This is a genomic window from Lysinibacillus sp. NPDC093216, assembly GCF_050280325.1.
Lineage (GTDB): Bacteria > Bacillota > Bacilli > Bacillales_A > Planococcaceae > Lysinibacillus.
The window spans coordinates 355,784-373,985 of record NZ_JBNNVB010000001.1; the positions used below are offsets into that span (position 1 = coordinate 355,784).

Annotated in this window: 19 protein-coding genes and 3 pseudogenes; 7 read left to right on the top strand and 15 right to left on the bottom strand. The window is 37.0% G+C overall.

Going from position 1 to position 18,202, the window contains the following annotated elements:
* On the bottom strand, positions 1-1,185 hold the full coding sequence (locus ACQKOG_RS01760) for an FtsW/RodA/SpoVE family cell cycle protein (protein ID WP_370083116.1): 1,185 nt from the start codon (positions 1,183-1,185) through the stop codon (positions 1-3).
* A 60-nt stretch (positions 1,186-1,245) separates the two neighbouring features.
* Complete coding sequence (locus ACQKOG_RS01765; RefSeq protein ID WP_049668302.1) at positions 1,246-1,527, bottom strand: YlaN family protein; 282 nt, start codon at positions 1,525-1,527, stop codon at positions 1,246-1,248.
* Between the two features lie 182 nt (positions 1,528-1,709).
* Between ACQKOG_RS01765 and ACQKOG_RS01770 the strand changes: the two genes are divergently transcribed.
* Together ACQKOG_RS01770 and ACQKOG_RS01775 are read left to right on the top strand one after the other, a co-directional pair.
* On the top strand, positions 1,710-2,210 hold the full coding sequence (locus ACQKOG_RS01770; protein WP_370083118.1) for a peptidyl-prolyl cis-trans isomerase: 501 nt from the start codon (positions 1,710-1,712) through the stop codon (positions 2,208-2,210).
* 11 nt (positions 2,211-2,221) lie between these two features.
* A complete protein-coding gene (locus tag ACQKOG_RS01775) occupies positions 2,222-2,425 on the top strand; it encodes a YlaI family protein (protein WP_053483434.1) in 204 nt (67 codons plus the stop codon).
* A 677-nt stretch (positions 2,426-3,102) separates the two neighbouring features.
* Here ACQKOG_RS01775 and ACQKOG_RS01780 read toward each other — a convergent pair.
* The 5 genes from ACQKOG_RS01780 to typA form a co-directional block, all read right to left on the bottom strand.
* The gene (locus ACQKOG_RS01780) at positions 3,103-3,897 is read right to left on the bottom strand and encodes an ABC transporter permease (RefSeq protein WP_370083120.1); all 795 of its coding nucleotides are present in this window, start codon (positions 3,895-3,897) and stop codon (positions 3,103-3,105) included.
* Entirely contained in the window at positions 3,890-4,657 is a 768-nt protein-coding gene (locus ACQKOG_RS01785) for an ABC transporter ATP-binding protein (RefSeq protein WP_370083122.1), read from the bottom strand. Before ACQKOG_RS01785 ends, ACQKOG_RS01780 begins: the two co-directional genes overlap by 8 nt.
* Position 4,658: 1 nt before the next feature.
* Positions 4,659-5,651 carry an ABC transporter substrate-binding protein gene (locus ACQKOG_RS01790; protein ID WP_370083124.1) on the bottom strand — a complete coding sequence of 331 codons (993 nt, stop codon included), beginning with the start codon at positions 5,649-5,651 and terminating at the stop codon, positions 4,659-4,661.
* Between the two features lie 261 nt (positions 5,652-5,912).
* Positions 5,913-6,311: a YlaH-like family protein gene (locus ACQKOG_RS01795; RefSeq protein WP_370083126.1), complete on the bottom strand. Its 399-nt coding sequence runs from the start codon at positions 6,309-6,311 to the stop codon at positions 5,913-5,915.
* Positions 6,312-6,341: 30 nt separating this feature from the next.
* The gene (gene typA / locus ACQKOG_RS01800; protein ID WP_370083128.1) at positions 6,342-8,186 is read right to left on the bottom strand and encodes a translational GTPase TypA; all 1,845 of its coding nucleotides are present in this window, start codon (positions 8,184-8,186) and stop codon (positions 6,342-6,344) included.
* A 138-nt stretch (positions 8,187-8,324) separates the two neighbouring features.
* Between typA and ACQKOG_RS01805 the strand changes: the two genes are divergently transcribed.
* A complete protein-coding gene (locus ACQKOG_RS01805; protein ID WP_370083130.1) occupies positions 8,325-8,510 on the top strand; it encodes a DUF5325 family protein in 186 nt (61 codons plus the stop codon).
* 57 nt (positions 8,511-8,567) lie between these two features.
* Here the strand turns inward: ACQKOG_RS01805 and ACQKOG_RS01810 are convergent, their stop codons facing one another.
* Both ACQKOG_RS01810 and ACQKOG_RS01815 read right to left on the bottom strand, forming a co-directional pair.
* Positions 8,568-9,362 (bottom strand): inositol monophosphatase family protein, encoded by a 795-nt coding sequence (locus tag ACQKOG_RS01810; RefSeq protein ID WP_370083132.1) that lies wholly within the window; start codon positions 9,360-9,362, stop codon positions 8,568-8,570.
* Positions 9,363-9,552: 190 nt separating this feature from the next.
* Positions 9,553-9,750 (bottom strand): hypothetical protein, encoded by a 198-nt coding sequence (locus ACQKOG_RS01815; RefSeq protein ID WP_370083134.1) that lies wholly within the window; start codon positions 9,748-9,750, stop codon positions 9,553-9,555.
* 123 nt (positions 9,751-9,873) lie between these two features.
* Between ACQKOG_RS01815 and ACQKOG_RS01820 the strand changes: the two genes are divergently transcribed.
* The gene (locus ACQKOG_RS01820) at positions 9,874-10,500 is read left to right on the top strand and encodes a YktB family protein (RefSeq protein WP_370083136.1); all 627 of its coding nucleotides are present in this window, start codon (positions 9,874-9,876) and stop codon (positions 10,498-10,500) included.
* Between the two features lie 293 nt (positions 10,501-10,793).
* Here ACQKOG_RS01820 and ACQKOG_RS01825 read toward each other — a convergent pair whose 3' ends face one another.
* From ACQKOG_RS01825 to ACQKOG_RS01845, 5 genes and pseudogenes are all read right to left on the bottom strand, one after another.
* On the bottom strand, positions 10,794-11,081 hold the full coding sequence (locus tag ACQKOG_RS01825) for a UPF0223 family protein (protein WP_370083138.1): 288 nt from the start codon (positions 11,079-11,081) through the stop codon (positions 10,794-10,796).
* Between the two features lie 20 nt (positions 11,082-11,101).
* Positions 11,102-11,473, bottom strand: a pseudogene (locus ACQKOG_RS01830) (NAD(P)H-dependent flavin oxidoreductase); the annotation flags it as partial.
* A 203-nt stretch (positions 11,474-11,676) separates the two neighbouring features.
* A complete protein-coding gene (locus ACQKOG_RS01835) occupies positions 11,677-12,828 on the bottom strand; it encodes an RNA-guided endonuclease InsQ/TnpB family protein (RefSeq protein WP_427444654.1) in 1,152 nt (383 codons plus the stop codon).
* A gap of 50 nt (positions 12,829-12,878) precedes the next feature.
* Positions 12,879-13,082, bottom strand: a pseudogene (locus tag ACQKOG_RS01840) (IS607 family transposase); the annotation flags it as partial.
* Between the two features lie 586 nt (positions 13,083-13,668).
* Positions 13,669-14,262, bottom strand: a pseudogene (locus ACQKOG_RS01845) (NAD(P)H-dependent flavin oxidoreductase); the annotation flags it as partial.
* Between the two features lie 151 nt (positions 14,263-14,413).
* On the opposite strand from ACQKOG_RS01845, the gene ACQKOG_RS01850 reads away from it, so the two are divergent.
* On the top strand, positions 14,414-15,883 hold the full coding sequence (locus ACQKOG_RS01850) for an aminotransferase class I/II-fold pyridoxal phosphate-dependent enzyme (protein WP_370083761.1): 1,470 nt from the start codon (positions 14,414-14,416) through the stop codon (positions 15,881-15,883).
* Between the two features lie 38 nt (positions 15,884-15,921).
* Here ACQKOG_RS01850 and ACQKOG_RS01855 read toward each other — a convergent pair whose 3' ends face one another.
* The gene (locus ACQKOG_RS01855) at positions 15,922-16,275 is read right to left on the bottom strand and encodes a helix-turn-helix transcriptional regulator (RefSeq protein ID WP_370083759.1); all 354 of its coding nucleotides are present in this window, start codon (positions 16,273-16,275) and stop codon (positions 15,922-15,924) included.
* Between the two features lie 173 nt (positions 16,276-16,448).
* On the opposite strand from ACQKOG_RS01855, the gene ACQKOG_RS01860 reads away from it, so the two are divergent.
* Both ACQKOG_RS01860 and ACQKOG_RS01865 read left to right on the top strand, forming a co-directional pair.
* Positions 16,449-17,045: a class I SAM-dependent methyltransferase gene (locus tag ACQKOG_RS01860; RefSeq protein WP_402872265.1), complete on the top strand. Its 597-nt coding sequence runs from the start codon at positions 16,449-16,451 to the stop codon at positions 17,043-17,045.
* Between the two features lie 244 nt (positions 17,046-17,289).
* The gene (locus ACQKOG_RS01865; RefSeq protein WP_370083755.1) at positions 17,290-18,021 is read left to right on the top strand and encodes a hypothetical protein; all 732 of its coding nucleotides are present in this window, start codon (positions 17,290-17,292) and stop codon (positions 18,019-18,021) included.
* Positions 18,022-18,202 lie beyond the last annotated feature (181 nt).

The following is an 18,202-nucleotide window of genomic DNA, read 5'->3' on the forward strand; positions in this document are numbered from 1 at the left end:
TTATGATTGTGTCTTTCTCCTTTCTACCTTTTCAAACATAGAAACATTGATTAATATTCCCATTGCTAAAGATAGAATAATTATAGATGTCCCGCCATAGCTAATAAAAGGTAGCGTTACACCGGTTAACGGGATTAACCCAGTTAGACCCCCAAGATTGATAAACGTTTGCCAGCCAATCCAGCTCGCAATACCAGCCGTAATCATACGTGCTAGTGGATCTTTCGTGCGCAACGCAATCGAAAATCCTTTATATACAATAAATCCTATACCACCTAAAACGATAAGAACGCCCCAAATTCCTAGTTCCTCCATAATAATCGCCATAATAAAATCGGTTTGTGGTTCAGGTAAATACCCCAATTTTTGAATCGATTGACCGAGACCTCTTCCCTCTAGACCGCCTCCGCCAATGGCATAATAACTATTGACAACTTGGTGACCACTACCACTCTCATACTCAAACGGGTTTATGAAAGAATGAAGACGTCCCATACGGTTTGGCGTTAACATATTTCCTTTAAACAGCATTAGTATACCAAAGATGACTCCTCCAAACGCACCCAATACCCCAAAAAACTTCCAAAACGTTTTAAATGGAATGCCACTCGCTGCTACAACAGAAACAGCAATTCCACATAAAATAATACTTGCTCCCAAGTCGGTTTCAAACGCTACACCAGCAACAACCATAATCCAGATAAATATTGGATAAAATATTTCTGTTGGTTGTAGCTTTTCAAGTGTATATTTTTGTCCCTTCCGATAAAAAGCAGCAGCAAAATATAAAATTATAAATAGCTTCGCATATTCAGAAGGCTGAAAGTTCCCAAAACCAGGGACATGAATCCAACTTTTAGACCCTATTCCTACTTCATCACCATTACCAGCAATTTTTACCCAAGTAAATAGTACAACTAATACAGCGGTAAGTATCAACATAACTTTTTTATTCGCATAATGCTTATACGGGAAAAATGCCGCTACTAAAAATCCAAGAAAAGCTACAGATAAATTGATTACTTGCTTGTGGTAATAATAATCTGGCGCCTTTTCTTTTATTGCAATCGCTACCATCATACTTGAACTATAAATCATTACTAATCCAAATAAGCATAAAAATAGGACAGTAAAAAATAATGGGTAATCAAAATTTTGTGCATAACGTTTTAAATATTGTTTCATCGGAAAACCTCATTCTAGAAAAAAAACTCAAATCGCAAATTGCGTTTGAGTTTTTTCTTTTTATTTGTCTGTATACGCGTCATGTAGTACAGAAAGCTCTTTCTCGAGTGAATCGAGAATTTCTTTGCCTTTTTCGCGATCAACGAGTCCAAGCTTCACAGCAAAGTCAATTTCACGTGAAAGGCCGAACATTTGTGTATCTAATACTTCTTCATATAAAGGGCATTGTGGCATTGTTAAATGATCCATTTGTACTCGAATGAGGCGAGCAATTTTGTCTGCATCAGCAACTAAAAGCTCCAAAGCCTTCTCCTGAAAAGAAGTTTGTGATTTAGTATCCATGAGGACGCCCCCATTATCTGATATTTCTTCGATTCTATCTTAATAAAGTTTATCTTTTAGTCGTTAAAAATGCAAGTGTCTACATTGGAAAATAGAGAAATCGAATTATATTTCTTTATTATCTCTAGTCATTAGCGTTATACTATTTCATGGATATACAAGATTTGAGGAGGATTTCTATAATGGAAACAATAATTCCTATCAAGGGCGCAGTTACATTCCAACTAACATTAGATCCCACTGTTTGGATTTTCGATGATCGTAAATTAGATTTAAAAACGTACTTCGATACAAAAGAAGTTGAGGAAGATTCGGATATTAAATATATGCGTGAGGTAGGTGCTCACTGGTCGCGTGAGATTATGGAAGGAGCTACTTTCCCACCAACATTGAAATCAGAACGAAAATTTGACCGCAAAGGGATGGAAACAGGTACTTTCGGGATTGAATTAAGTCACTTCTTGAAAAATGCTGAGATTAAACCTGAAGCAACAACAATCGTCATTGAATGTGAAGATGGCAAAGAATATTCATTTACAATTGAAGAAGCTTACACATTAATTTTAAAATATAGCCAAGATGGCAAGCCATTAATGGAAGATGGCCCTGTTCATGTGCTATTTAGAGACGGTTCAAATGTAGACAACCCTATCAAAAATATAGTAGCAATTCGTGCTGAGTAGGAGGGAATGCAATGCGCGTAAAATGCGTTATTTGCGATACAATTAACAATTTAGATGATAATTTACCGTTAGCAAAAAAATTACGCAATCGACCAATTCATACGTATATGTGTGGCACATGCCATGATCGTATTGAAGAAAATACCGTTGCACGCATTGAAACAGGAAATTTCCGTTTTTATCGTACTTCACCACAAATGGATAAAGAATTTTAACAGCAATTGAAGGAGGTGTCTCATTATTTGAGACACCTCCTTTATAGTGTTGAAAAATAAAATGGTCAAGGACATTTTTGTGAATGTTGCGGTGCTTTAGATAAAGGTGATTTCAGGCTCTCTAATCGAATGGAAAGACTTATAACAGTGATACGATCGTAACCCTGGGCCGCTGACACTTCATTTCATTGAAGAAAACATTTGTTGCTGACGCTTCGCTTTCGCACAGAAAAAATTTGCTGCTGAAATTTTGGTTTATCACTATAAATTAGAGCAACATGCCAGAAGATACGCGCTATGTGAAGTGGTTGATTGGAGTGGAGGCTGGGTGACTCCTAGGGGATTAGCAAAAGAGGAACGAAGGCTAAAAGCATCACGTCCTGTGATAACGCCCTCGTGACCAACATCGTGCTGTTGCTGTCGCTTCGTTAGCACTACGCTTTCGCGCAAAAGACATCTGTTGGCCCGAGACCCTGCAGCGAAGCGAAGCGGCTCATCGGACGCCCCTAGGAAGCTTTGCTCTGCGCGAAAGCACCCTGTCGGAACGGAAATCAACCCCCGCACTTTGCCGAAGAGCCATACTTTATATAATGGGAAACCTTAATTTCATCAATATAAGAGTTTTTCAACAACTGAAGGAAGTGTCTCATTATTTTTGAGACACCTTCCTTCGTCGTCTAATCATTATTTTTTACAATCGCCTTCTCAATTAACTCGACAACCTGATACATAATCGTAGCAAAGAAAGCAATGATGAGAAGTGACATAAGCACAAGATTAAAATTAAACACCTGGAAGCCATAAATAATTAAATAACCTAGCCCTTTGGAAGCAACTAAAAACTCACCTACAATGACACCTACCCAAGAAAGTCCTACATTTACTTTCAAAGTAGAAATAATCGTTGGGAACGAAGCAGGTAAAATAACTGCCCTAAATATTTGCCATCTAGTTGCCCCAAAAGTTTGTAATACTTTGCTGTAGTTTGGATCTACCCCTTTAAAAGCTGTATAAACTACGATGGTTGTAATAATGATTGAAATCAACGCACCCATCGCTATAATTGAAAAATACCCCGGACCAAGAGCGACTATTAAAATTGGCCCTAAGGCAACTTTCGGCATGGCGTTTAAAATTACTAAATATGGATCCAGCACCTTTGATAGCATCGGTGACCACCACAATACGATTGCTATTAAAGTACCTATTAATGTACCAGCAATAAAGCCAATGATTGTTTCCATTAACGTTACACCAACGTGCAGTGTTAACGTACCATCACTCACTTTTTCTACTAATGTGTGCCATACCTGCGTTGGTGAACTAAAAATTAAACGGTCAATCCATCCAAATCTTGAAAGAAGCTCCCACCCACAAAAAAATACGAGTAAGATAATAAGCTGATATAATCGAACATAGCGCTTTTCTTTTTTTAGCATTTGCAGATACTGTTTAAATAAAGCATTATCCAAGACTCTCCAGCTCCTTCCAAATAGTTTGGAATATATCTGAATATGCTGGATGCTGTCGAACATCAAAAGGTGAAAGCTCTTGTAACTCCGAAGGTATTTCAAAAACTCTATGCAATGTACCCGGATTTGCCGAGAATAGAAATACCCGTTCACTCATCGCAATGGCTTCACCAATATCATGTGTTACAAGAACTGCAGTTTTTTGATAGGCCTTTAACGTTTCAACAACCAAATCCTCCAGTTTTAATTTAGACTGATAATCAAGTGCCGAAAACGGTTCATCTAGCAATAAAATTTTAGGGTCCACCGCTAAAGTTCTTGCCAGTGCTACTCGTTGACGCATGCCACCTGATAACTCTCTCGGATAGTTATTCCCTACGTGCGGTAAACCAATTTCTCGCAAAAGTGCATTTGCAGTTACTTTATGCGTTTTAGTGCTTCGCTCCATGATTTTCAAACCAATCGTGACATTTTCCTCGATAGTTTTCCAAGGAAATAAATAATCTTGCTGAAGCATGTAACCAATGAGAGACTGATTGTGTGATGAAATTTCCTCACCATCAATGTATACCTTACCTTCTGTAGACGCAAATAAGCCCGCAATAATTGATAATAACGTCGTTTTCCCACATCCGCTAGGCCCTATAAAAGAAACAAACTCACCTTCACGAATATCTAAATTTATATCACGTAAAACTTCCTTAGCCTGCGTTTTTGAAAAATAGCTATGGTGAATATTTTCTACTTTTAAAATTTCCATATTACTCAGCTGCCTTTTTAGCAAAGGTTGTATTCACAAGCTTTTCATAATCCACCCGTTGAGGAAGTTCACCTGCTTCCTCCATGATCTTTTGCAAGTTATCCCATTCCCCCTTATCCAAAATAGGATCTGTAGCATAGGAACCTTGTGATTTATAACGCTCAACCACTGTTTCAATTAATCCAACATCGACATTTTCAAAGTATGGTTGAATAATTTTCGCTATTTCGGCCGGACTCGCTTTTTGTACAAAATCCTGTGCTCGTTTCAATGCATTTGTAAAGCCTTGAACTGTCTTCGCATTGTCTTTTAAATAGCTGCTTTTCGCCATAAATGATGTATAAGGTAATTGCCCAGATTCAGTACCAAATGAAGCGACAATATAGCCTTTACCTTCTTTCTCAAAGATACTAGCTTGTGGTTCAAATAACTGTACATAGTCCCCTGTTCCAGAAGCAAAGGCTGTAGAAACATTAGCAAAATCAATGTTTTGAATGAGCTTTAAATCATTCGCAGGGTCAATGCCATGTTTTCTCAGGACAAACTCACCAGCCATTTGTGGCATTCCACCTTTACGTTGTCCTAAAAATGTAGAGCCTTTTAATTGATCCCATGAAAAATTATCCATCTTTTTACGCGCCACTAAAAATGTGCCATCAGTTTGAGTTAACTGCGCAAAATTTTGAATCGGGTCATTGGCGCCTTGGAGCGTTACATAAATAGAAGTTTCCGATCCAACTAAGGCGATATCAATGCCATTAGAAAGTAACGCTGTCATTGTCTTATCGCCACCTGCAATTGTTTGTAGCTCAACGGAAAGCCCTTCATCCTTGAAGTACCCTTTTTCAAGTGCTACATACTGCGGCGCATAGAAAATCGAGCGCGTCACTTCCCCAACTTTGACTTTTTCAAGCTCTGTTTTATTGCACGCCGTCAAAGAAAGGAATAATAAAGCAATAACACTAAATAGTAAACCTTTTTTAAGCCACCGCATTCCATTTCCTCCTTGATTGATGAAATAAGCCTATCGACATTAACTTATTCACACTAGAAGATTTCGGTGCCAATCAATTTAGGTTTGAGAGACACAATCGATTGAAAATGGGTTCCGTAGCCAATCGTTTATATGTAGATGGCTTAAAACGATAAAATTTTTTACTATACCAAATAAAACAGCCTTAGCAAATTAATGCTAAGGCTGTTTTATTACTTAAAAACTCAATACAAGTTTCACGGTATAGGAGCCAAGCTACCCTCATCGATTTGCAGCTTGTTGCTCTTCTCTTTTTTCACGCCACATACGTGTTTTATATACAATCAAAATTAACGCCGCTACGATGAGACCCTCAATCATAGGTAGGAACAACGCGAAAAATGTCAACATAATACATCCTAGGAACAGGAATACATAAATGGCAATATTTTGAGATAGCTTTAACTTCTTTGCAAAGCCTAATTTATAGACAATAGCAGAAAGTACAAATACAAGAAGAAATACAACGTAGCCTGCAATGTCATAGCTCGGTAAATTTTCATATAAAAATCTTGTTATACCAGCCATTCTCTCATAAACCTTTGTTGTTTCCTCTGCATTTGTTGATGCAGCAACTTGAATAACATTTAGTTCACCCAATAAAGCGGACTTTATATCCAAGACTCCTCTTCCTTTCATGTCAGCGGAAAATTATTGTTCTGCGTTACGTAATTTTTTCGCTGCTTTCTCACGTTCGTTTTTATCTAGAATTTGTTTACGAAGGCGAATAGATTCTGGTGTGATTTCTAAGTACTCGTCATCACCTAAGTATTCAAGCGCTTCTTCTAGTGATAGAATACGTGGCTTTTTAATAACATTCGTTTGGTCTTTGTTTGCTGAACGGATGTTTGTTTTTTGTTTCATTTTTGTGATGTTTACAGTGATATCAGCGTCACGAGTATTTTCTCCAACGATCATACCTTCGTAAATATCTGTACCTGGCTCCAAGAACAGTGTACCACGGTCTTCAATTTGCATCATACCATAAGTTGTTGATTTACCAGTTTCCATTGAAACTAGTACACCTTGGTGACGGCCACCAATTCTTCCTGGTAATAATGGCTGATAGCAATCGAACGTATGGTTGATAATACCGAAACCTTTTGTCATCGACATGAATTCAGTTGTATAACCGATTAATCCACGAGCTGGTACTAAGAACGTTAAACGAACTTGACCACTGCCGTTGTTCACCATATCAAGCATTTCACCTTTACGTGTACCAATTGATTCAATAATTGAACCAACATTTTCTTCAGGCACATCGATTTGAACGCGTTCGAAAGGTTCACATTTCACGCCGTCGATTTCACGCACGATTACTTGTGGTTTTGAAACTTGTAATTCGAAGCCTTCACGACGCATGTTTTCGATAAGGATAGATAAGTGAAGCTCTCCACGACCTGAAACTGTCCAAGCATCTGGAGAATCAGTATCTTCAACACGTAAAGATACGTCTGTTTGTAATTGAGCACGTAAACGCTCTTCTACTTTACGAGAAGTAACCCATTTCCCTTCACGACCTGCGAATGGAGAATTGTTTACTAAGAAAGTCATTTGTAAAGTTGGCTCATCAATACGTAATGGCGTTAGCGCTTCTGGGTGCTCAACAGGGCAAACTGTTTCACCAACGTTGATGTCTTCCATACCTGAAACGGCGATTAAGTCACCAGCTTTTGCTGTCTCAACTTCTTCACGTTTTAAGCCGAAGAAACCAAAGATTTTCGTTACACGGAAGTTTTTCACTGTTCCGTCTAACTTCATAAGAGATACTTGTTGACCTACAGAAATTGTTCCGCGGAATACGCGACCAATACCGATACGTCCAACGAAGTCATTATAGTCAAGTAAAGCTACTTGGAATTGTAATGGCTCTTCTGAGTTATCAATTGGTGCTGGAATAGCTTCGATAATTTTCTTAAATAGACATTTCATATCCGCTTCTTGCTTAGATGGATCAGCGTCTAAAGAAGCTGTACCATTTACACCTGAAGCATAGACAACAGGGAACTCTAATTGATCTTCATCTGCACCTAGTTCAATGAATAATTCAAGTACTTCATCTACTACTTCTAGTGGACGAGCTGAATCTTTGTCTACTTTATTAACAACAACGATTGGTGTTAAACGTTGTTCTAATGCTTTTTTCAACACAAAACGTGTTTGTGGCATACAACCCTCATACGCATCGACAACTAGTACAACGCCATCTACCATTTTTAAAATTCGTTCTACCTCACCACCGAAGTCAGCGTGTCCAGGCGTATCAAGGATGTTGATACGAGTTCCTTCATAGTTTACTGCTGTATTTTTAGCTAAAATCGTAATACCACGTTCGCGTTCAATATCGTTAGAGTCCATTGCACGTTCTTCAACACGTTCGTTTGAACGGAATGTACCTGATTGTTTTAGTAATTGGTCGACTAAAGTAGTTTTACCATGGTCAACGTGGGCGATTATTGCGATATTGCGAAGATCTTGACGTAAGTTTGTCATTATTCCACTCCATATTCTTTTTTCGAATGTTTAACTGTGATATTATAGCACAAGAAGGATAGAAATGTCCTTATTAGAATTTTCCTCATTCTAAAAAATATATTTTATTTACAAATTTTTAATATAGGAGGCTCGGCTATGAATCGTGCAAAATTCGTAATGGCCATTTACGCATTAGCAGCTGTTTTAGCAATGTGTTCTATCGGATATTCAGTGGCAATTGACAGTGTATTAGGTATAATAGCAGGCATTGTTGCTACTTGTGTCATTTTCATGACAGCCTTTAAAATGAAACGTAAACTACGTGAACAAGGTTTACTTTAATAAGAGTTGATTGCTAATGTAAGAAGGAGCCTGTCTAAAAAATAGACAGCTCCTTTTTTATTCATAAGGCACAATATATTTTTCTAATAACTCTTTGTGTATAGAAGGATTGGCAATAATAAACGTATCCTGATGCAAGAAATCAAAGCCCTCTCCGTGTAAATTAGTGGTAATAGCACCAACTTCCTTGGCGATAATCGTACCTCCAGCTATATCCCACGGCGATAGTCGCATTGATACATAAGCATCTAATTTACCACTGACAACAAACGCTATTTCCATTGCGGCTGAACCATATGACCGCGTTCCACGTATTTTCCGAACCATTTCAATTACTTTTTCATTGTGAATATGTCGATTTGGTGCTACCCAGTGTGCGTTTATACCAATGACCGATTCTTCTATTTTGACTGACTGCAATTTACGTAATGGTGAGTCATTGTACCATGCCCCTTCACCTGCAATAGCATAAAATAAATCTTCACGCATTACATCAAATATGTAACCAAGCTTGCCTACCCCATTAACAAAAATACCGATAGAAATCATAAAATGACGATGTTGTTTCACAAAATTCATCGTGCCATCGATTGGATCAATAATCCATACAACACCATCTAACGACTCAACTTTCTCTCCCATACCCTCTTCCCCTAAAATTTTGTGGGTTGGATCGAAACCTCGTATTTTTTCGATAAAAAATAATTCTGTTTCACGGTCAATATTTGTGACAAGGTCGTTTGCACTTGATTTTGTCTCGATAACTAGATTGTACGAAAAGGCCTCTCGAATACGGCTACCCGCTTCATATATAATACTTTTCGCAAATTGATCAATTTGTTGTAAATCCATAAAAACCCACCCTTCGATTATAAGAAAAGGTCCTATGCTTTTAGCCTACTTAATAAGCAGCACATAATTCTTCCCTGAAAATATAACTTTCCATTATGATATACTGTCTATTTTACCCTTTATAGCAATAAAAATCACCTGCTGTCGGAATATTCAGCAAGTGATTTTTCAAATCGGTATATTATTTTTATTACGCATAGGCGTGCAAGCTTTCAAGTTCCAGCTGAATTTCACCAAGACGTTTTTTACTTTTTTCAATTTCAATTTCATTTTTTTCATTCATTGCCGAGAATAGCGAGGCTAATTCATAATCTAATTCTAATTGCAAAATGTGTTCATATTGCTTTTCAATGTCGACTTTACGTATAATTTTTACGATTGGTTTCATAAAAATCACTTCCTTTTTTTATTTTTTCACAAAACTTGTCACATTCGATAAAATGCTTGTTATAAGATTTTTTCCCATTTTCCTTATAAAATAAACCTTATAAATCGAAAGGAGTTAATAAAAATGCCGAAAATAAAGTGGACTAACAAAGACTTCAATGTTTTTCAAATAGACGGTTTAGAACAGAGAATGGATGCTTTAAATGTATGTGTACGTCCAAAATTCCAATTGCTTGGAGAGGATTTTTCTTCCTTCTTTTCGAGTCATCTCGGAGAAGAATTTTATCCTCATGTTGCGAAGCATGCGCGTAGAACAGTAAATCCCCCAAACGACAGCTGGGTTGCTTTCGCTCCGTACAAAAGAGGTTATAAATCATTACCTCACTTTCAGATTGGACTTTGGAGCACACATTTATTCATCGTCTTAGCTATTATTTATGAAGCTCCACAAAAAAATGTGATGGCAGAACGTTTAATTGCCAACAGAGCAATGCTGCAGCAGCTTCCTGAGGATTTCATTGTCTCTGGGGACCACATGTCTCCAGCAGCCATTTCCATGCAAGATGCAAAGGAAGACAAGCTAGATGAATTACTTATCCGTTTACGTGATGTTAAAAAAGGCGAGTTTTTAGTAGGTCGCCATATTCCAAAAGATCAAGCTGTCAAGCTGTCAGCTAGCCAACTTCATCAATTAACGGAAGAAACCTTTAGCCATTTACTCCCTATTTATAACATCATTGTTGGAAAATAAAGTTTGACGGATTGTGCTTCAAGCTTTGTGACATAATAACTAAAACAATTTTAATGATATTTATATATTGTGGAAAATTTTCGTTATTATTCCTAGCTATTGAAAATTTATTTGAGGAATATTCTTATGAATGAGGGTTTGAGGAAATTATTTATTTTTTCTCTTCTTTTCAAAAAATTGGGATGTTTTATATTGTTTATGTAGTATATGAAATACGCTTATTTTTAACACAGGGATAGTGTAAAGCTAGCAGATAAAAAATGTGGACGTGAGTATTTCTCACGTCCACATTTTTATCGACGTTGCTTCGGGGCAACTTTAATAATCGTGCCATCAGTTCCTTCTTTTGCTTGTTTCACAACAGGGTAACTGACATAGCCACTTGCTTCTTCAAACTCACGGAAAATTGTTTTTTCCTCGGACTGTGAAGGAACAATTTCTTTAAAACGACGATATTTCGTCATCATTACTTCACGCTTAATGCCTTTTTCATAAGCTTGTTCAATTCCTTCAAAAAATTGGACAACATCAACAATTTCCTCAGTTGACCAATCAGTTGAAAATGGATAAGAGTATTCCATTGGACATAACCACCTTTATCTTACTGACACCATTTTACCCGGATACTTTCTGCTTCTGCAAGCATTCGAGTGATTAGCTCCTCGACTGTTGGAATATCGTGGATCATTCCTGTAACTTGTCCAGCCCAGCCAATTCCTTCATCTTTTTCGCCATCATAAATAAAACGTTTATTTGCTTTCCCGCTAATATAATCTTTTAATGCCTCATACGTAGGTGTAGTACGCTCAATTTCTAATATCTTTTCCGTAAATTCACTGCTCAACGCTCTTGCCGGTGCGCCTATAGAGCGTTTTATAACAGTCGTATCTGCCTCGGTGCTTCCGATTAAGGCTTCTTTATAAGCCTCAGAGGCATCAACACATTCCTTTGTCGCTATAAAACGAGTGCCGATACGAAAAACATATACATTTCTTAAAAAATGTAGACATCTCTACTGTGACACAACTTATATCTTCCGACTTTCGTATTTTGTGTCTTCCTTATTCTCTGAGTCTGGTTTCGCCAAAGCTACTGCCATTTAGTATGACTCTCCAAAGGCTTAAATTCCGCAGTATCGTTGCGTACACATCTAAGGCTTAGTGTCAGTTAAACTCCTTAGATTGAGTAATTTGCTAAATTAATGCTTGCGTTCAAATCTCTATCCATCTTTAATCCGCAAGTGCAGATAAATAATCTGTCTTTCAGTTTCAAATCGGATTTAATTTGTCCACAACTAGAACAAGTTTTTGATGATGGAAACCATCTGTCAGCTTCAACAAATTCAATTCCGTATTTTTGACATTTGTATTGAATTTGCCGTTTGAATTCATATAGCTTTTGCCCGGCTATCGCCTTCGCCAGATGTTTATTTTTCATCATACCTTTTACATGTAAATGTTCCATTACAATACGAGATGGCTTGGTTTTCACGATCTCATTAGAACATTGATGTAAATGATTTGTTCGGATGCCGTTAAGTCGCTTATATAAATTACGGATTGCGGTGTTTTGTTTTTGAATATTTTTCATATTCTTTAAAGGTGTTTTATAGATTGGCTTTCGGTTTTTAGTGTACTCTTTCGTGTTGGCTTCAAGCTTACGAGCTAATTTTCGTTGTTCTCTTTTCAACTTTCGATCTAATTGTTTGACTTCTTCGGTTTTGTTGATGTTCTTTTTGAACTTGCCATCAGAACAAATTGCCAATTTTTCGATCCCCACATCAATCCCTAAACTTTCGCCTGTCAAATCATATTGCTCAAATTCTTGCTCATATCCAATTGATAAGAACCAATTTCGTCCGTCAAATGAAATGCGTGGATTGGAATATTTATGACCTTTTTTAAGCTTAGGAAGCGTTTTGCAAGTTTTTACACTGCCAATCTTTTCACCTCTAAAACCTTCATTTGTTCGTTTTAAACTTTCGTAATTTACATAAAAACTAACTTTACTTCTTCGTCTGCTTTTGAACCTTGGCTTTTCAGTCAAGCCTTCGAACCAACGCTTTCTAGCAATATCGGCATCTTTCACCGCCTGTTTCATCACATTGCTTCCGACTTCCTTTAGCCATTTATGCGTTGATGGTTTCAGTTCATTATTGATTTTCTTACGAACTTCGCCCTCTTTGACTGTGCGCTTCTCGTCGTTATAAATACGTTCGCTTTCAGCCAAGAAATAATTGTAAGCCCATCTCGCAGTCCCCGCAGACTTCCAAAACAAAACCTCTTGTTCTTTAGTTGGTTTTAGTCTTATTTTTGTCGCCAATATCATTGTTTTTCCACCTCGTCAATCAACCATTTAGTTCTCTTCGACCGTATAATTTTTTGACTTGGTGTACTGACTCGACAATAGCCAATTACCAACTTTTGTGTGTCTGGTGCGTTGTCGAACTGTTTTAATTGTTCAACAGAGTAATATCTCGTACCGCCAGAAGATACATTCTCGCCCTTTGTTTCCATTCTTCTTAGCGTTACAACATTTACACCAACACGTTTAGCAAATTTCTCAATGGACATTAATTCCATGCGTACCACCTCTCTTTCACTATGATAAAATCACATTACCCTATTTAGAGAGGTTGTTAACATTTTTTATAGTTGTATATATTTTTCTTGTTCACACTAAGACGCAACCCTCAATGCAGTCTTTCTCTCACGAGTAGACCTCTTATGCTTTCACATAAGCGCAGACTATATCTTCATCTTATCTTCTGATAAGAGCCACATTTTTCTTCCGCCATTCGCTTGCGGTTTTACTCTCCCTCAAGGAGATAGTCGTTGAACGTCCTCCTTGTCTCATTAGAGATTTAGGAGTTTCGCTGCTAAACATCCATTGTCAAAGCACTTAGCGCCACCGTTTTCCTGTTGTCACGATGATCCTTTACAGACACTGAGTGATTTTTTTCAGCTTATGCTATCCTTGTTGTTTTTTCTGCTTTCGCACCGTTACGTCTGCCGTTTCCAGCTCCGCTTTGGTCACAAGGCTTTAGGAGTTAAAAGCAATTAACGTGGAGTTCGCACCAATCGCTTGATACGAAGGGTATTCTGTTATAAATCTATGCTTCTATACAGGTTTGTATAGGTTTGTCTAATTTTTCGTAACAGTTTAGTTACCCATTTCAATTCCCTCTGCTCCTAGTGCATGAGCTGCCATCCAGCCACGACCATCGCCAATTCCACCCGAGGCAATAACAGGTATTTTCACACTATCTACAACCTGTGGCACAAGTACCATTGTCCCTATATCATCACGTCCAAGATGACCTCCACCCTCTTGACCAACAACCATAACAGCATCTGCACCTAGTTGTTCCGCCTTTTGAGCTTGTCTACGTGCAGCAACAAGTACTAATTTTTTAATATCCGTTCCTTCTAAAATATCAAAAATTGGTGCAGGATTCCCACCAGTCATTGTAACAACTGGTACTTTTTCTTCCACTGCAACACGCACCATATCTTCATAACCAGTGCCATACATACCAATTGCAAAATTTATGCCAAACGGTTTATCCGTTAATGTTCGTACTTTATGAATCTCTGCGCGCAATAAGTCAGGATCTCGTAAACTCATTGCTGTTATTTGCCCTAGCCCCCCAGCATTCGACACCGCCGCTGCTAAATCTGCATATGCTAAATAGGCTAATCCCCCTTGAATAATTGGGTATTTAATATTTAAAAGCTCTGTTACACGTGAATTCCAATTCATAGTATCTCCCCTTTCCTACGATACTAATTTCTCGAAATTATCAAAATATCCTTTTTATTTTATTTTTTTCTGTAAAGTCTATTTTTTCTTGCAATTAGGTGCTATAATTCATTTGTTTTCTTACATATTATAAAGTGAGGTGGTACCTGCGTTGTCACAATTAGAGACTCCATTGTTCGACGTATTACTTAAACATCGGAACAGACACCCAATTCAGTTCCATATTCCAGGCCATAAGAAAGGTCAAGGTATGGACCCTGCGTTCCGAGAATTCGTCGGCGACAACGTTTTATCAATTGATTTAATTAATATTGCTCCACTAGACGATTTACATTCACCAAAGGGCGCTATTAAAGAAGCGCAAGCACTTGCTGCCAAAGCCTTTGGTGCTGATCATACATTCTTTTCCGTTCAAGGTACTAGTGGCGCCATCATGGCGATGATTCTGACTGTCGTCGGTCCAGGTGATAAGATTCTAGTACCACGGAATGTTCATAAATCCATTATGTCGGCGATTGTTTTCGCTGGAGCAATCCCGATTTTTATTCATCCTGAAGTAGATAGTGAATATGGTATTTCTCATGGAATATCGCCTGAAGCTGTTGAAAAAGCTTTAAATGCTTATCCAGATACAAAGGCAGTTCTTGTTATTAATCCAACGTACTTCGGCTTCTCAGCAGACTTAAAGCGTATTGTCGAAATAGTCCATAGCCGCAATATTCCGGTAGTTGTCGATGAAGCACATGGTGTACACATTAAATTCCATGATGATCTTCCATACTCTGCAATGGAAGCTGGAGCTGATATGGCTGCAACCAGCGTACATAAGCTTGGCGGTTCTATGACTCAAACGTCTATTTTAAATGTTCGTGAAGGACTTGTTTCTGCAAAACGTGTCCAAGCTATCCTGTCGATGCTAACAACAACATCGACATCTTATCCATTACTCGCTTCCCTTGACACAGCTCGACGTCAGCTAGCGATCCATGGTTATGATTTAATTGGCGATGCACTTCGCTTGGCAAAGGATGCACGTAAACGCATTAACCAAATTCCACATTTAAAATGTGCTGGTAAAGAAAAATTAAATTCATCAGCAACTTATGATATGGATCCTTTAAAGCTATTAATAAGTATTAAAGATTTAGGTATCTCTGGTCATCAAGCTGAAGAATGGCTTCGTCACAATGCAAATATTGAAGTAGAATTATCAGATCTATACAATATTTTATGTTTAGTGACATTAGGTGATACGAAAAAGGAAATTAATCTCCTTATCAATGCCCTTAGTCGTATGTCAAAAGCATTCGATTCAGAAGCTGCTATTACTGAAACAATGGTCAATGTACCAGAAATTCCTGCACTTGCTATGTCACCACGTGATGCATTTTATGCAGATACTGAAGTTGTTCCACTTGCAGAAGCGGATAATTGTATTTGCGCAGAATTTGTTATGGTATATCCCCCAGGTATTCCGATTTTTATTCCCGGGGAAATAATTACTCAAGAAAATATTCGTTATATTCAAATGAATATTGAAGCTGGTTTACCTGTTCAAGGACCAGAAGATACAACATTAAAAACAATTCGCGTCATTAAAGAACGCAAACCTATTATTTAATGGTAAAGCTACCTCAAAGAGAGGTAGCTTTTTATTGATTAATAATAATGGAACCAAGCAGATAACATACCAAATATAGGAAAAACAAGCCACCAATGCCTCCACAAGAAATCCCCAACAGTTTTATGATCGGATTTATTTGAATCAGTGGCTGAAGCTGGGGTTGGGGCTGAGGCTTCTAGTTTATGATATTTTTCTTCACCTGTAATAAGCTGGTCTAAAGAAATTTTATATAAATCACTTAACCTTCTTAAATTATCTATATCAGGATAGCCTTTTCCTAACTCCCATTTTGAAACGGATTGTCTTGAAATATTTAAAAAAGCTGCGACATCATCCTGTGTATACTTATGCTGTTCTCTCAATTCCTTTAAACGGTTTTCTAAATTCATTAAATTTCACCTCCAACATATAGGATTTTGATCAAATAATAATGGATTATTACACTTTATTCTAGAAGTTATCATTTGCTAATTCGCAACGCATAGTTGCTTTCAAAGAAACTGAGCAAAAAATTCGATTCTAGAGCATATTTTACTTACACTATTTAGTGAGGAGTGATGGAATGAATACATGGGATCAACGATTTAAAACAGCTGAATATGTGTATGGTGAGCAGCCAAATACATTTATAGAAGACTATGTACACTATTTAAAGGATTATCCAAATGTGGCTGCATATGCCGAAGGTGAAGGTCGAAATGCTGTATTTTTAGCTTTACAGGGGCATACAGTAACTGCCTTTGATTATGCAGAAAGCGGTCTTGAAAAAACAGAACAGCTCGCAGAAAAACATAATGTTTCAGTTCATACAAAGCTTACTGACTTACTGCAAGATGAACTACCAGTAGAAAAGTTTGATGCTGCTATTATGGTGTTTGGACATTTTCCGGTTGAACAGCAACAAGAAGTGTTTAAGAGGATTGTGAACTCTGTAAAATCTGGTGGTCGTATTATGATGGAACTTTATTCAATTTATCAACTACCTTACGCGTCAGGTGGCCCCAAACAGCTTGATTTCTTATATGATCCTTTGGATGTTCTAAAATGGTGTCAACCTTATAAGATCATCCATTTTTTCACAGGTGAACAAATGCGAAATGAAGGTATACTCCACACAGGACTTGCTCATACCATTCAATTTATTATAGAAAAAAATTAAAAAGACTATATACAGTACTCTGTAAGGTTAAAAACAAGTAATTATACATGGTATTTGATTCAATCATAACTTGTTTATAATGTTGCACAAATTATGAAAATGTACATTACTAAAATAAATTTTAGTGGTGTACATTTTTTATTTTGTTAAGTATTACATTGCAATTTATTGAAGTATGTACCAAATTACAATGTAAAAAATTAAAGTAATATTAGTTGTTTTTAATTAGTGGAGGTGAATGTTTTTGTATTGGTATGAATACTGCCCAAAACATATAGAAAGCAAGTATAAGCTTTTAGTATTTAAAGAAAACCAACCCTTTTTACCATTATCAGATTATTTTAATGATTGTTTAGGACGAATTGATAAGAGCTCTGCAACATCCTATTTAAACTGTTTACTTCCCTTTTTCAAATGGTTAGAGGAAGAAAGTAATTTTCAAGGGGAACGAGTGCAATGGAATGATGAAGAAGAAAAGATACGAGTTGTTGTTGAAGATTATTTAATGCATAAAATGAACTGCAAGATCCGAGATCAAGACTCATTCAATAAAAGTCCGAATACAATTAGTCGTTTTTTGTCAGCATTAAAATCATTTTATAAAGCAATAATCCGTTTAAATCAATATCCATATAATAATCCATTATTTGAGAGTCAAGCTATATTAAATCAATTAAAAGAAGAATTAAAAGGTGTCCGAGTTGATAAACCAAGAATGCCTTCTGTTGCTGGAACAGAAGAACCCTTACAGCCACATTTTGCATTTATTTTAGTTCGTTTAATTTCTTGTTCTGGATTCTTATCGATACAAAACACCACCTATGGCAATTCAGATAATAAATTTGGTATTTCATCAATTTCCCCTTTTTTCGAAGCAACTAATACTTCCGCTCGCTTTCCATTCCCTCAGTCATTTTTTCTTGAACTTGTTCTTCTTTCTACTCCCCATTACACCCAACTAACAAAATTGAACTAAATACAACTCCTGAAATTATAGCTTGTTTCATCATTTCTAAATTCCTCTTTCAAAAATTAAGTGCACATTCCAGAATAATTCTCCGTACGTAAGTTTGACGGTATATATTGGTAAAAGTTTCTTTTTATAACACAATCTTGTGCAATTAAACTGCACCGTTAGCACAAGAAGCGACTGCTCT

Coding starts and splice junctions, on each gene's coding strand:
- ACQKOG_RS01760 (WP_370083116.1), bottom strand. CDS start 1,185: ATGAAACAATATTTAAAACGTTATGCACAAAATTTTGATTACCCATTA.
- ACQKOG_RS01765 (WP_049668302.1), bottom strand. CDS start 1,527: ATGGATACTAAATCACAAACTTCTTTTCAGGAGAAGGCTTTGGAGCTT.
- ACQKOG_RS01770 (WP_370083118.1), top strand. CDS start 1,710: ATGGAAACAATAATTCCTATCAAGGGCGCAGTTACATTCCAACTAACA.
- ACQKOG_RS01775 (WP_053483434.1), top strand. CDS start 2,222: ATGCGCGTAAAATGCGTTATTTGCGATACAATTAACAATTTAGATGAT.
- ACQKOG_RS01785 (WP_370083122.1), bottom strand. CDS start 4,657: ATGGAAATTTTAAAAGTAGAAAATATTCACCATAGCTATTTTTCAAAA.
- ACQKOG_RS01790 (WP_370083124.1), bottom strand. CDS start 5,651: ATGCGGTGGCTTAAAAAAGGTTTACTATTTAGTGTTATTGCTTTATTA.
- typA (WP_370083128.1), bottom strand. CDS start 8,186: ATGACAAACTTACGTCAAGATCTTCGCAATATCGCAATAATCGCCCAC.
- ACQKOG_RS01805 (WP_370083130.1), top strand. CDS start 8,325: ATGAATCGTGCAAAATTCGTAATGGCCATTTACGCATTAGCAGCTGTT.
- ACQKOG_RS01810 (WP_370083132.1), bottom strand. CDS start 9,362: ATGGATTTACAACAAATTGATCAATTTGCGAAAAGTATTATATATGAA.
- ACQKOG_RS01815 (WP_370083134.1), bottom strand. CDS start 9,750: ATGAAACCAATCGTAAAAATTATACGTAAAGTCGACATTGAAAAGCAA.
- ACQKOG_RS01820 (WP_370083136.1), top strand. CDS start 9,874: ATGCCGAAAATAAAGTGGACTAACAAAGACTTCAATGTTTTTCAAATA.
- ACQKOG_RS01825 (WP_370083138.1), bottom strand. CDS start 11,081: ATGGAATACTCTTATCCATTTTCAACTGATTGGTCAACTGAGGAAATT.
- ACQKOG_RS01835 (WP_427444654.1), bottom strand. CDS start 12,828: ATGATATTGGCGACAAAAATAAGACTAAAACCAACTAAAGAACAAGAG.
- ACQKOG_RS01855 (WP_370083759.1), bottom strand. CDS start 16,275: ATGAATTTAGAAAACCGTTTAAAGGAATTGAGAGAACAGCATAAGTAT.
- ACQKOG_RS01860 (WP_402872265.1), top strand. CDS start 16,449: ATGAATACATGGGATCAACGATTTAAAACAGCTGAATATGTGTATGGT.